The organism is Paenibacillus sp. FSL R5-0623 (assembly GCF_037974265.1).
Classification (GTDB): Bacteria; Bacillota; Bacilli; order Paenibacillales; family Paenibacillaceae; genus Paenibacillus.
Genome location: NZ_CP150233.1, coordinates 1,923,967 through 1,937,515 on the forward strand (window position 1 = coordinate 1,923,967; position 13,549 = coordinate 1,937,515).

Annotated in this window: 13 protein-coding genes; 9 read left to right on the top strand and 4 right to left on the bottom strand. The window is 46.1% G+C overall.

Annotation, left to right across the window (positions count from 1 at the left end; genetic code table 11):
* Positions 1-16 precede the first annotated feature (16 nt).
* Both MKY92_RS08925 and MKY92_RS08930 read left to right on the top strand, forming a co-directional pair.
* The gene (locus MKY92_RS08925; RefSeq protein ID WP_339300298.1) at positions 17-994 is read left to right on the top strand and encodes an aldo/keto reductase; all 978 of its coding nucleotides are present in this window, start codon (positions 17-19) and stop codon (positions 992-994) included.
* Positions 991-2,004 carry a zinc-binding alcohol dehydrogenase family protein gene (locus MKY92_RS08930; RefSeq protein ID WP_339300299.1) on the top strand — a complete coding sequence of 338 codons (1,014 nt, stop codon included), beginning with the start codon at positions 991-993 and terminating at the stop codon, positions 2,002-2,004. Before MKY92_RS08925 ends, MKY92_RS08930 begins: the two co-directional genes overlap by 4 nt.
* Before the next feature lie 324 nt (positions 2,005-2,328).
* On the opposite strand, the gene MKY92_RS08935 is transcribed toward MKY92_RS08930, so the two are convergent.
* The 4 genes from MKY92_RS08935 to MKY92_RS08950 all read right to left on the bottom strand — a co-directional run bounded on the left by MKY92_RS08935 (position 2,329) and on the right by MKY92_RS08950 (position 5,785).
* On the bottom strand, positions 2,329-3,234 hold the full coding sequence (locus MKY92_RS08935) for a YitT family protein (protein ID WP_339300300.1): 906 nt from the start codon (positions 3,232-3,234) through the stop codon (positions 2,329-2,331).
* Positions 3,235-3,347: 113 nt separating this feature from the next.
* Positions 3,348-4,586: a cation:proton antiporter gene (locus MKY92_RS08940; RefSeq protein ID WP_091014701.1), complete on the bottom strand. Its 1,239-nt coding sequence runs from the start codon at positions 4,584-4,586 to the stop codon at positions 3,348-3,350.
* 4 nt (positions 4,587-4,590) lie between these two features.
* On the bottom strand, positions 4,591-5,085 hold the full coding sequence (locus MKY92_RS08945; protein ID WP_076209182.1) for a cation:proton antiporter regulatory subunit: 495 nt from the start codon (positions 5,083-5,085) through the stop codon (positions 4,591-4,593).
* Positions 5,086-5,380: 295 nt separating this feature from the next.
* Positions 5,381-5,785 (bottom strand): hypothetical protein, encoded by a 405-nt coding sequence (locus MKY92_RS08950; RefSeq protein ID WP_339300302.1) that lies wholly within the window; start codon positions 5,783-5,785, stop codon positions 5,381-5,383.
* A gap of 171 nt (positions 5,786-5,956) precedes the next feature.
* Here MKY92_RS08950 and MKY92_RS08955 point away from each other — a divergent pair, with 171 nt between their 5' ends.
* The 7 genes from MKY92_RS08955 to MKY92_RS08985 all read left to right on the top strand — a co-directional run bounded on the left by MKY92_RS08955 (position 5,957) and on the right by MKY92_RS08985 (position 13,501).
* On the top strand, positions 5,957-6,910 hold the full coding sequence (locus MKY92_RS08955; RefSeq protein WP_339300303.1) for a putative sporulation protein YtxC: 954 nt from the start codon (positions 5,957-5,959) through the stop codon (positions 6,908-6,910).
* A gap of 416 nt (positions 6,911-7,326) precedes the next feature.
* Entirely contained in the window at positions 7,327-9,264 is a 1,938-nt protein-coding gene (gene thrS, locus MKY92_RS08960; protein ID WP_339300304.1) for a threonine--tRNA ligase, read from the top strand.
* A gap of 176 nt (positions 9,265-9,440) precedes the next feature.
* A complete protein-coding gene (locus MKY92_RS08965) occupies positions 9,441-10,232 on the top strand; it encodes a 3D domain-containing protein (RefSeq protein WP_339300305.1) in 792 nt (263 codons plus the stop codon).
* Between the two features lie 111 nt (positions 10,233-10,343).
* A complete protein-coding gene (locus MKY92_RS08970; RefSeq protein ID WP_339300306.1) occupies positions 10,344-10,565 on the top strand; it encodes a hypothetical protein in 222 nt (73 codons plus the stop codon).
* 197 nt (positions 10,566-10,762) lie between these two features.
* Positions 10,763-11,791: a cell wall-active antibiotics response protein LiaF gene (liaF, locus tag MKY92_RS08975; protein WP_339300307.1), complete on the top strand. Its 1,029-nt coding sequence runs from the start codon at positions 10,763-10,765 to the stop codon at positions 11,789-11,791.
* Between the two features lie 3 nt (positions 11,792-11,794).
* On the top strand, positions 11,795-12,820 hold the full coding sequence (locus tag MKY92_RS08980) for a sensor histidine kinase (RefSeq protein ID WP_091032721.1): 1,026 nt from the start codon (positions 11,795-11,797) through the stop codon (positions 12,818-12,820).
* Between the two features lie 18 nt (positions 12,821-12,838).
* Positions 12,839-13,501 (top strand): response regulator transcription factor, encoded by a 663-nt coding sequence (locus MKY92_RS08985; RefSeq protein WP_017689597.1) that lies wholly within the window; start codon positions 12,839-12,841, stop codon positions 13,499-13,501.
* Positions 13,502-13,549: the final 48 nt, after the last annotated feature.

A 13,549-nucleotide genomic window follows, 5' to 3' on the forward strand; every position in this document is an offset into this window, starting at 1 on the left:
TGGAAGGGGTAAACCGATGAAGAGAAGAATACTTGGCAAGACGGAACTGAACGTACCTGTATTGAGCTTTGGAGCATCCTCCCTCGGTTCTGTATTTCGTGACATTGACCGGGACGAAGGGATTCGCACTGTACATGCGGCCGTAGATGCGGGGATGAATTACATAGACGTTTCGCCTTACTACGGGCAGACAAAGGCGGAGACAGTGTTGGGTGAGGCCATTCGCAGCTTGCCGCGCAGTTCATATATGTTATCAACCAAAGCCGGACGGTATGGGGAAAATGAGTTTGATTTTTCACGTCAGCGAATTCTGAATAGTGTGCAAGAGAGCCTGGATCGATTGCATACAGACTATATTGATATTTTATTCTTACATGATATTGAATTTGTCCCAGCAGAGATTATTATCGAAGAAGCTTTTCCAACGTTGCTGCGTCTGAAAGAGCAGGGAGTTATACGACATGCGGGCATTTGTGGTTTACCCTTGCCGTTGTTCGAGAAGGTTCTGCCACAGATCGATGCGGATGCGATCATCTCGTATTGTCATTATTCATTGAATGATACCTCATTATTGTCGTTATTGCCCTTGTTGGAAAAAAAAGAAATGGGCCTTGTCAATGCTTCGCCTCTTTCTATGGGCTTGTTGAGTACCCGTGGTGCTCCTGCCTGGCATCCGGCAGATGATCGGGTGAAACAGCTCTGCCTGAAGGCTGCCCGCTTCTGTGCAGAACAAGGCAGTGACATTGCCAAGCTGGCCGTGCAATTCTCCACGTCGAATGAACGAATTCCGACAACACTGGTGAGCAGTGCCAGCCAGCGCAATATCCTCAATAATGCAGCCTGGATAGAGGAACCGATCGATCAGAGCCTGCTGGATGAAGTGCTGTGCATTCTGGCTCCATTGCATAACGAGACATGGGCAAGCGGACGACCTGAATATAATACGAAGCCAGGCAACACGACAGCAGAAGCATCCAAGGGGGAACAACGATGAGAGCCATTGTATGTGAAGGAATAGATCAATTGAAGCTCCAGGACCTGCCTCAACCAGAACGAGCAGAAGGAGAGGCGTTGGTTGCCATTCGGCGGATTGGGATCTGTGGAACGGATCTGCATGCGTACAAAGGCAACCAGCCATTCTTTACCTATCCTCGTGTTCTGGGGCATGAACTGGCGGCTGTTATTGAAGAAATCGGTCCGAACGAGGCTGGGTTACAGCCTGGGGATCAGGTAAGTATTATTCCGTATCTGCATTGCGGTCACTGTATTGCATGTCGCAATGGAAAAACCAATTGTTGTGCGTCCATGCAAGTCATGGGTGTGCACGTAGACGGAGGCATGAGAGAAAGAATCAGCGTGCCTGTCTCACATCTGCTCTCAGCAGAAGGTTTGACGTTGGATGAGACGGCAATGGTAGAACCATTAAGCATTGGAGCCCATGCCGTCAGAAGAGCGGGAATCAAGCCTGGTGAGCATGTGGTTGTGATTGGAGCTGGCCCCATTGGCTTGGGTGTGATGGCATTTGCCAAACAGGCGGGAGCGCGTGTTATTGCCGTTGATCGTAATCTGGACAGGTTGGAGCTTAGCCGGATTTGGGCTGGAGCGGATGACTTGGTTCAGGCGAATGAACATTCTGTGCAGCATGTGGCTGAAATCACGGGAGACGACTATGCTACGGCTGTCTTTGATGCAACCGGTAATGTGAATTCCATGAATGAGGCCATTCAATATGTGGCGCATAGTGGACAACTTATTTTTGTAGGACTGGTGAAAGCAGATATTACTTTTCATGATCCTGAGTTTCACAAGCGGGAGATGAGCATCCTGGGCAGTCGAAACGCAACCCGTGAAGATTTTGAACAAGTCCTGTCGACCTTGCGTCAAAAGAAATTAAGGATGGATGGGTATATCACACACCGCGTGGAATTTGATGAGTTACCTACTGCAATAGACCAATGGTTATTGCCAGATTCACATGTAGTCAAAGCCATCGTTGAACTATAATATCAATTAATTATAATAACAGAAAAAAACGCTCTCTGACCTTGGTGGACAATACTGTCCATCCATAGGGGAAGAGAGCGTTTTTTGTAAGTTGAATTAAAATTACACGATAACGAAGAGGACAGAAAAAATCTGAAAAAGCGAAGCGTTCGCCTGAAAGCTTTCTGAAAGAAAGCTGCTCCGAAAGCATACGCTATCCCCGGATTTTTCCCTTCAGAAAAGGGAATCGAAAAAATCTGGGGATAACAGCGATTGGAAGGTTGTTCTGTCATCGTAGTGTCAGTGTGTCAGTGTAAATATCTTTAGTTCAACTTACATGAGCTATTATTTTTCCGGATTTGTCACAATGCCCGCATGTGGATCAATGTGACGCACAATGGACTTCAACCAGATCATCTCCAGCACATGTACCTCATAATAAAGTGCACCCGGGATTTGCCTGATCCATCCTTCTGCCATCGCGAGTTGTGTTGAGTCAGAAGTGGCTTCCAGCGTTCCAGGTTCACGGCGCAGCCGTTTACGTACAGCTTTTTCAACTTGAGAGCTTTGTGTGGTCAAAATGCATACTTTGCGTTTGGAAGAAAAGCCCCTGAACGCAATGTACACCATTTCATAAGCAATAAGATAGGCGATTACGGAATACATCGCTTGGTCCCAGCCAAAGACAACACCAGCGGCTGTCAGTATCAACAAGTTAAGCAGCATGATTATTTTTTCGATAAGCATCCGTTTTCCGCTAAATACACGTTCAGGTGGGCGGGAAGACGGATCACCGATTTCCAGCGTATCCAGTGTCCCACCATACCGCACGACGAGCCCAATTCCGAGCCCGAGGCATAATCCGCCAAACATGGCGGCAGCCAGCGGATGCTCTACAAGTGGCGGCATGGGATGAAGCACAATGGCACCGATCGAAAAGACAACCAGACCCAGAACAGTAACCAGTACAAATTTCTTCTGCACAATCTTGTAAGACAGAAATATAAACGGAACATTGAATAAAAATAGGAACAATCCAATCCTCATTTCGGTCCAGTGGGCGAAGAGTGAGGAAATGCCGGTAATGCCTCCAATAATAATTTTATTCGGGTGTAAGAACAATTCAAGTCCCACGGAGGCCAGAATTCCGCCCGCAATAACGAGAAACAGGTTTAACCAGCGGCGGGAAGACGATATCCTGGTCTTGACGGTGTTTGGCACCGGATTAGCCGATATCAGAGGTGCTTTCATAGGTCATCCTCCTTAGTGCGGCTTTCGAGCCATTCTCCCTGGGTTAGTCACAGAAAGATCGGCGTAAGAGCCGCGAAGTACGTTAGTATGTCTGTTCTGTACAGACATAGGAATTATCCTTCTTTCTGTAGGACCTTTGGTTCTTCTTTCTTTTTCCGAGGATCTTTGAACTTGAATATTTTATCCAATAAACGGAATACATGTTTGGACTCTTTGGTTAATAAAGGACCCAGAATGGCCAGAATTAGGACATACAGCGCGGCAAATGGTTGAATCATTGGCAACAGTCCACCGGCTTTACCCATGTTGGCCAAGATGATGGAAAACTCACCCCGTGACACAATGGTTAATCCAATATTGGCCGATGCTTTGGGCGATAGCCCTGCACTGCGCCCTGCCAGCATACCCGCCAGGAAGTTACCGAACAATGTAATAACAACTGCAATCAGAGCTAACCATACGGCTTCGCCGCCCAGGGACAAAGGATCAATGGACAATCCAAAGCTGAAGAAGAAGATGGCTCCGAAGAAGTCACGGAACGGTAGAATCAAGTGCTCAATCCGCTTCGCGTGTTCTGTTTCAGCAAGCACCAGACCAACCAGTAATGCACCAATCGCTTCGGCAACATGGATGGTCTCAGAGAAACCAGCTACCAGGAACAAGGCTCCAAATACAACGAGAGAGAAGAGCTCATTCGATCTTATTTTAAGCAATTTGTTTAGTAGCGGTGTTGCTTTGCGTCCAAGGATAATCACGATAAGCATGAATCCGAGGGCAATAAGTGCGGACATGATGACGCCTCCGATGGAGGATGAATCACTAAGCACAAGGCCGGACAAGATCGAGATATATACAGCGAGGAATACATCTTCGAACATAATAATACCCAATATCATCTCTGTTTCCGGGTTGGCCGTTCGTTTCAAATCGACGAGTACCTTGGCCACAATGGCACTGGAAGAGATGGTAGTTATACCTGCGATAATAAGTGCTTCTGCAACTGGGAAACCGGAAACAAAACCGAATATTAATCCCAGCGTAAAGTTTATGCCGATGTAGATCGAGCCGCCAACTGCAATAGAGCGACCTGATTTAATTAAACGACCTACCGAGAATTCAAGTCCAAGGTAGAAGAGTAGGAACAGGATACCGATCCGACCCATAAATTCAATGAAAGGCTGACTTTCAATAAAACGGAAGTCCAAATGCCAGATTTTCATGGCATGTGGCCCAACGGCCATCCCGATCAGAATATAAAACGGAACAACCGAAAATCTTAGTTTTGCCGATAAAAGGCCGGCTGCCGCAATGAGCACAAGGGCCAGACCTACTTCGAATATCAAATGATCCATCTATTTACCCCCTTCCAGTCAGGAGGAGAGATTTAAACAGTTTCTGCTGATTGCGTTCGCCAACGGCTACCACCGTGGATTCTGCACTGATAACTACCTCCGGACCTGGGCTGATATGTTTTTTGTGATTTTTCTCTACAACGGCGATAACCGTTGCCCCAGAGTTTTGACGTACGTCCAATTCACCGATGGATTTGCCGATACTTGCAAAGGATGGTTCGATTTTGTACCACTCGATAATCAGGTCGTCAAACGTTACTTCAATATTTTCAAGCTGCTTTGGTTTGTAAGTTAATCCGCCAACAATAGCAGCAATCTGTCGTGCTTCGTAATCGTCAAGTGTGATCATCGAGATGCTTTGATCGGGATCATCATACTCGAAGTGGTACATTTCCCGGCGACCGTCATCGTGAATAATAATGACAATTTTATCACCGCTGCTTGTTTCAATTTGAAATTTTTTGCCAATTCCCGGCAAGTCTGTTTCGCGTACATCCATGGATTGTTGCCTCCTTATAATTAGGGGCTGGCCACAGAAGACAGGCTTATTTCCCGAAAATGATTAATCTGCTGCTCAAAGGAACATCAAAAAGATGCGGGTAAACAGAGCCAGAAATTCCTGACACAGCCATATGATTTGAATTTGTCGGTGTGGGTACAACAAAAATAGGTACTGTCATAACATTGGTTTATCTAACGTGTGCTAAAAGGGTTATAAGTTATGCACAAGCACACCGTCTTATAGATACAGAGGTGTCTCCATGCAAAAGCAACCTGTAAATACGTCGTAACGGCTAGTGAAGAGCGTTCACGTATTTTGGTGCTATAGGGGTGAGGGATACATACATGCTAGTAAACTTAATAGGTAGCAGAAATAATCTGCGTTTAAACAGACAATACCACGGTTTAAAGGACAGACCCGTTGTAGGGATTCGCAGCATCAATACCAATGCGAGGACAAGAAAGACAGGCTTATTATGCGTAACCGCAATCAGCTTGGACATGACTTGTGGGTATTTGCGAATGACAGGTTTCTGCTGTGATTCGGTTATTTGCAACAGCACTTCCTTGTTGGAAGTTGCTTCTACAGACACCCCAACGGCAGATTCGGTCTGCATCGGAATAGGGAAGCACAAGGCTTGGAAAACGCACAAAATGATAATGATAGTGTAGTGGAGTATTCTAGGTTGTTGTCTCATTTTGGCTTCCCTCCTTTTCCGTGAAACATACTGTTATTAAAATAATAACACATTTTTGTCTTAACTCCAAACCTCTTCATAATATACTGAGAAATCATGACACGCTTTCCATCAATCCGCTTCGTATATCCCCATCGGCCTTGCCATATACTTTGAACAGGAAGGAAAGGAGTGATTCTTGTGGAACTGTTTGCTGTATGGACCGATGTATCGGGGCAAGAGGAAGCGGATCAATTTTATCGTTGTGTCAAGGAAAAAACCAAAGGTTTACATATAAATAAAAGAGGATTCCGGCTCACCTTCAAACATAATGATGGAAGAGCAACCTGGGTGTGCAGAGGGAATGAGAATCACGAAGACTTCCAGCAATGGCTTCCCCGGATCAGTGATCTGCTCTCCCTTGGACTCGCCGACTTCATTATGGAGACACAAGAACGAAGCATGGTGGAGGATATGATCGCCAAGGCATGTTCTGTCATGGATGAGCATGAGGTGGAGAAGGTCAATCGAATCTGCATGCCACTTCTATTAAATGGTGATCTGGATCAGCCCGGACTTCGGGAGCGCCGCCGTACTACATTAGCCAGTGGACTACGGCAAGATCTGGAGGATGTTCACTTTTTTCACCTTGAAGGTATTATCAATTTCCGTATACGGCCATATAAGCAGGAACTTCAGGAATTAGTGGAGTATGCGCTCGATGAGTTCTGGATGGATCGGCAATATGAAGAGTTTATGGGGCTGTTAAAATATTTTGTGTTTTTTCAAGAAGCCAAAGTACCACTAGTTCATCTTATACACAAAGGAATGCATGAATTTCAGGTCCTGGATGCTGGACTTAATCTGTTACCTGTGCAAAAGGATGAACAGGTTGTTGTGGAAATGCCGGGTCTGGAACTGGAGATGGATATTGAAGATATGATTGTAAGTACACTCATCTCGATCTCTCCTGAGAAGGTCATGCTTCACACACGCACCCCGGATCTGCCAATCATCTCGACGATATGCCAGATCTTTGAAGACAAAGTGCAAATATGTCATCATTGCCCGGAATGCGAAGTGCTGCGCTCAGGATTGTTGACAGGTCTTGACGCAAGTGATCTCGGCAATTATAATAACTGTTGATCCATGAATTTTTCATGAGAACCATTGAACCAAAAGCGTTGACAAAGACAACAACCACACGCAAGATCGGTGCAGAGAGAGGAACCTAGGCTGGAATTTCCTCCGGATATCACGTATGGTTTACCCCTTTGTAGCTGCAATTTTGAAAGTGGAGTTAGAATATCGCCTTTATGGGGGATTATCCGCGAGTAAGGATCTGCCGGGTCATGCCCGTTATCGTCATGCCAATGAGGGCTGTATTTCCGAATATGGATGAATCAGCTGAATTAGGGTGGAACCACGAGTATAAAACACTCGTCCCTTTGCCGGGACGGGTGTTTTTTGCGTTCCTTTGCAAAATGACTGGAATAGCAATAGATAATCAGTCCATAAATATCTGGACATGAAGGTTACATTAACAGGAGGAATGAGAAAAAATGGCAGTGAACATTAAATTACCGGATGGTTCGGTACGTGAGTACACCGATGGCAGCAGCATTGAGGACGTAGCCGCTTCAATTAGCAGCGGATTGCGCAAAAATGCCGCAGCCGGCAAGCTGGATGGTATCGTGGTGGACTTGTCCACAACACTTCATGAGGGAGCATTGGTGGAGATCGTAACGCTGGATTCACCAGAAGGACTTGAAGTGATGCGTCATAGTACAGCTCACTTAATGGCTCAAGCAGTGAAACGTTTATATGGTAACAAAGAGGTACGCCTCGGTATTGGCCCTGTCATTGAAGATGGTTTTTACTATGATATGGACCTCGAACATGCGCTCAATCCTGAAGATCTACAAAAGATCGAGAAGGAAATGGAACGTATTGTGAACGAGAACTTGCCAATTGTACGTAAGGAAGTTAGCCGCGAGGACGCGATCAAAACGTTTGAAGAAGTGGGCGATCCTTACAAACTTGAGTTGATTCGTGATTTGCCAGCGGACAGCGTGATCACGATTTATGAGCAAGGTGAATTCTTCGACTTGTGTCGTGGTCCTCACGTACCATCGACTAGCAAAATCAAAGTGTTCAAACTGATGAATGTCGCAGGTGCTTACTGGCGTGGAGATAGCAAAAACAAAATGCTTCAACGTATCTATGGTACGGCTTTTGTGAAAAAAGCACAGCTGGACGAGCATTTGCACTTCCTCGAAGAAGCTAAAAAACGGGATCACCGTAAGTTGGGTAAAGAGCTGGAAATGTTCACTTTCTCCCAACTGGTCGGCCAAGGCCTGCCAATCTGGTTGCCTAATGGTGCGAAGCTGCGCCGTACTCTGGAGCGTTATATTGTGGATCTGGAAGAAAGCCTGGGATACCAGCATGTATACACACCGGTTCTGGGTAACGTGGAATTGTACAAAACATCTGGACACTGGGAGCACTACCAGGAAGATATGTTCCCGAAAATGGTAATGGATAACGAGGAACTTGTTCTCCGTCCAATGAACTGTCCTCACCATATGATGGTGTACAAGTCCAGCATGCACAGCTACCGTGATCTGCCAATTCGTATTGCAGAACTTGGTATGATGCACCGTTATGAAATGTCGGGAGCATTAACAGGTCTGCACCGCGTACGTGCAATGACACTGAACGACTCACACATTTTTGCACGCCCGGATCAGATCAAAGAAGAGTTCGCTCGTGTTATCGAGTTGATTCAAACAGTCTATAAGGATTTCGGTATTAACGAATACCGTTTCCGTTTGTCCTATCGTGATCCGCAGGATACCGAGAAATACTTCCAGAACGACGAGATGTGGGAAATGTCCCAACGCATGCTGCGTGAAGTTGTGGAAGAGCTCGACCTTCCATTCTATGAAGCTGAAGGTGAAGCGGCGTTCTACGGTCCAAAGCTGGATGTTCAGATCAAAACAGCCCTGGGCAAAGAAGAGACATTGTCTACGGTTCAACTGGACTTCCTGTTGCCTGAGCGATTTGAACTTGAATATGTGGGAGATGACGGACAGAAACATCGTCCGGTCGTTATTCACCGCGGTGTAATTAGTACAATGGAACGTTTCACAGCATTCTTGCTGGAGAACTTTGCAGGAGCTTTCCCATTGTGGTTGTCTCCAGTACAGGCAAAAGTGATCCCGGTATCCGGAAACTTCGACGATTATGCGCGTGAAGTGGAAGGGAAGCTGAAACGTGCGGGAATCTCTGCTGAAGCCGATCTGCGGAATGAGAAGCTTGGATATAAAATCCGTGAGGCGCAGCTTGAGAAAATGCCTTATATGTTTGTTGTCGGTGAGAATGAGCGTAATGCAGAAGCGGTATCCGTGCGTAAGCGTGGAGAAGGCGATCTGGGAATGAAACCGCTCGATGAGATTATCGCTCAATTGAAAGAAGAAATCGCAACACGTTTGGTATAAATGAACAAATGATCTATCGGATAACCAGTGCATAAGTTGCGCTGATCACTCTGCATAACGCCTGGATAACATGGGATTGACCTATGTTATTCAGGCGTTTTTTCGTAGTGTTTGCAGTAAAAAGTATAGATTAATTGCTTTTTGGAAAACCTTTGCAGTGAGGGGGAGGTTATACAATGAAAAAGCAATTCTCAATTCAGAAGAAACATATACGGGGTTTATTGGTTGGCTGTGTGATGTTCGCTGGGATGATGATTAACCTGAATCAGGCGGATGCCTATACATTTGAAGAGGAAAGTACAGTACTGCATGTCGAGAGTCAGAGCAGCGGCAGTGAAGGTCCAATTATTGAAACTTCCAGCAAGTCGGATCAAGAATTTCCAGAACAGGTCAGCCATCAATACAGTGATGAAGCCCACCTGACGACCATGGTGTATATGGCTTTATTATGGTCACCACAACCAATGGTCATTCCAAGACCTGAGCTTCCAGAGAAACAAGTGGCAGATCCGTCTATGCCGGTACTTGCTCCGCGTTCAGAACAAATCCTGGGTACACAAAAGGTTACAGCAACGGGATATACGGCAGGTGTGGAGTCTACAGGAAAAGGACCAAAACATCCTCAATACGGAATTACGTATTCTGGTGTCAAAGTACGCCGTGATAAAGAAACAGTTTCCACGATTGCAGCTGATCCAAAATTGTTCCCGATGGGTTCCATTCTGTATATTCCGGGCTATGGATACGGAATTGTTGCAGATACCGGTTCAGCGATCAAAGGCAATAAAATCGATCTATATTTCCCTACAACGAAGCAAGTGTACAAGGAATGGGGCAAAAAGGACGTTGAGGTACAAGTAATTAGACAAGGCGCCGGGAAGTGCACAGAAAAGATGCTCAGCGAGTTGGCAGATGCGATCGACGTGTACAAATCCGTACCGGACTCGTGGCTGGACAAGGCCATATAATTTCACCTGGTCACATGAATAACTGAAGTGCTCTCTTCACATAATATTGACTGGGGACGAACCCCGCGGTGCAGCAATGCAACGTAAATATGAAGAGAGAGGTGATTCGTTGTGGCTAAGAAATCACAAGGACAAGGGTACCAAACGCCAAACGAGAAGTACAATGCAGAGTTTGGAGAAGAGAATGCATCAGCTAAAGTGAAACAATCCGCTCAAAACAAAGTACAAGATAATTTCCAAACACCTGATGAAAAATTCAATGCCGAGTTCGGTGTAGAAAACACAGGCCAAACTGGCCAAGGTCAAGGCAAAGCATCAAAATACAAAAAATAATTGAAGATTCAATAATCTTATGATGATTCAGCACCCTGGAGCAAAAGCTCCGGGGTGTTTTACATATGCGGATTTTTTACATAAATATCCTCCCATCTCAGTCTCGAGACCGAGATAACTTCCATCTGCCGCCGCTGTTCTCATTGTTCTGTCTGAGTTACACTGGATACAGAATACAGACAAAGGAGACATGAGCGATGAAACGATCGACGCGTGACCGCTGGTGGGTTGGCATACCTCTTATTGCTATTGGTGCGATGATCTTGTTCAGACAATTGGGATATGACATTGATGTTGGATATATTTTCAGAACATATTGGCCGTTATTTCTGATCTGGTGGGGGGTCAAAGGAATATCCGAGATTCGTCGCAACGGGGGTTACGCCTTCATTGGACCGGTAATTGTCCTCGCGATCGGTGGTTACTTCCTAGCCCGTAACCTGGGATGGATTGATTACTCCATGGGGGAGTTCATCCGTTATCTGATTCCGATTATGCTGATTGGCGGAGGATTGTTCGTGCTGATTGGGCCACGACGTCGTGATCGGAAACATCATGACAAGATGCAGCCACCTCCAGCACCAGAGCAACCTTATAAACCGTTAGCTCCGGAGGATCTGGAGATGCCGTCGTCGTTTGACGAACAGTTCGAGAAAACATTTGGCAAACCAAAACAGGAACAGAAGAACGATGCATATGGCCCTCATTTCACAGGATCAACGGATTCATCATCACAAGGGCATCAATATAAGAAGAAACATCAATCGTATAACTCTAACGATACCGGATATGGAGAACATTATGATGATGGCTACGGAAATGGTTATGGGAATTATGGCAATGGCAATACCATTAATAAATCAGCATTCATTGGTGATCTGTACATGGGGCAGGAAGTATTCTCGTTGAAACCCATGAACATCTCGGCTTTTATCGGAGATACCGTAATTGATTTAACCAAAGCACAGATTCCTTATGGGGAGACGAAGATTGTCATTTCTTCATTTATTGGGGATGTGAAAGTGTTTGTTCCAGAAGATATGGATCTGGGTGTGACGGTGACGACAAATTCCTTCATTGGAGATATGTCACTGTTGAACCAGAAACGCGGCGGATTCCTGAGTAGTGCCCAGGCTGAAACTGCCCATTACCATGAAGCAAGCAAAAAAGTACGGATTATTGTAAGTGTGTTTATCGGAGACGTCAAAGTGAATAAGGTGGGCTAACGCATGATTCGAACAATTCTCAAGGCCAATAAATGGGAACTGATGATGTATTTTGCGCTAACCGGTCTGATTACGCTGGGCGGATTCTATCTATTGTATGGAGAGGTGTTGATGGGGGCTGGTCGTCAGCGGGCATGGACCTATGTTGCCGTTGTTGTGCTGGCCACCGTTATCACCGGATATATCGCTGCATTACGACTCCAACGCAAGATCGACCTGCTTGATCTCAACATGTTGAAAGTGTCCAAGGGTAATCTGGCGGTGCGCATGCCTGAAGCGGATGACGCTTCGTTTGGTCGTGTCTATCAGGAATTCAATGTCATGATGGATTCGATTGAGAAAAAGATGAGACTGCTTCAGCGCCTCGGTGAGCAGGAAGTCATTGAGAAGGAGCAAGCCTCGGAGCGGGCTGTGCTTGAAGAGCGCAAACGAATGGCAAGGGACCTTCATGACACGGTTAGCCAGCAGCTGTTTGCCATGCATATGTCGGCTTCGTCCTTACCTCGTCTGCTGGAGATGAATCCTGAACATGGCGGTAAAGTACTAGACCAGTTAATCCAGATGTCACATATTGCACAGCGTCAGATGCGAGGACTCATTGCTCAACTTCGACCTGTGGAGCTGGAAGGGCGTGATCTCACCGCAGCACTGGATAGTTGGTTTCCTGATTATTGCAGGCAGAATGGTCTTAAAGGTGTGAAAGAGCTGGAACTGGATGGCGGAATCTCGGATGCCATTGAGCACCAGCTGTTTCTTGTTATTCAGGAGGCGGTTGCCAATGTTGTGAAGCATGCAGAGGCGGGAGTGGTTAGTCTGTCCATACGGGAGAGTGAACATCAGATCAGTATGAGCATCAGCGATGATGGTCAGGGATTTTTGCAGCAAGCGGAGCGTCCGGGTTCATACGGGTTATCTACCATGCGTGAACGGGCGGAGAAGCTTGGGGGGCAAGTTCAGATTATATCAAAGCCGGGCGCGGGAACGACGGTACGGGTATTGATCCCGAAATTTCCGAATGTATCTGAATGAACTAGAGGGGGAGACGGAATGAGTGGGAAAGTAAACGTAATGATTGTGGATGACCATGACATGGTACGAATGGGGTTGAAAACGTATCTGATGCTGGAACCTACTTTTCATGTGATGGGGGAAGCGGGCCACGGGCAGGATGCGCTTGATCAGTTACGTAAGTTAAATGATAGTGAAATGCCGGATCTGATCCTGATGGATCTGATGATGCCGGTAATGAATGGCGCTGAAGCAACAAAAGCCATCATGACTGAATTTCCAGGGATGAAAATTGTGATGCTCACCAGTTTCCTGGAGGATGATCTGGTTGTGCAAGCAATTGAAGCGGGTGCGGTAAGTTATGTGCTGAAGACAGTCTCTGCTGAAGAACTGATCTATGCTCTGCAAGGGGCCTATAGAGGCATGCCTGTTATGACAGGTGATGTGTCGCAGGCATTAACCCGGGGAATCAGACAACGTACAGCGAGAGAGAGTGAATCAGGTCTGACTGAACGGGAGAAGGAAGTGCTGCTGCTTATTGCAGAGGGAAAGACCAACAAAGACATTGGAGAAGAATTACATATCAGTATCAAAACCGTCAAAACACATGTGAGCAACCTGCTGATGAAATGTGAGATGGACGATCGTACACAATTGGCCATCTATGCGCATCGTCAGGGTTGGGTGAAAACGAAAGGGTAAAATGCTGTAGTGACGGGGAAAAGAGTCTATTCTTACGTGCTTTTATCT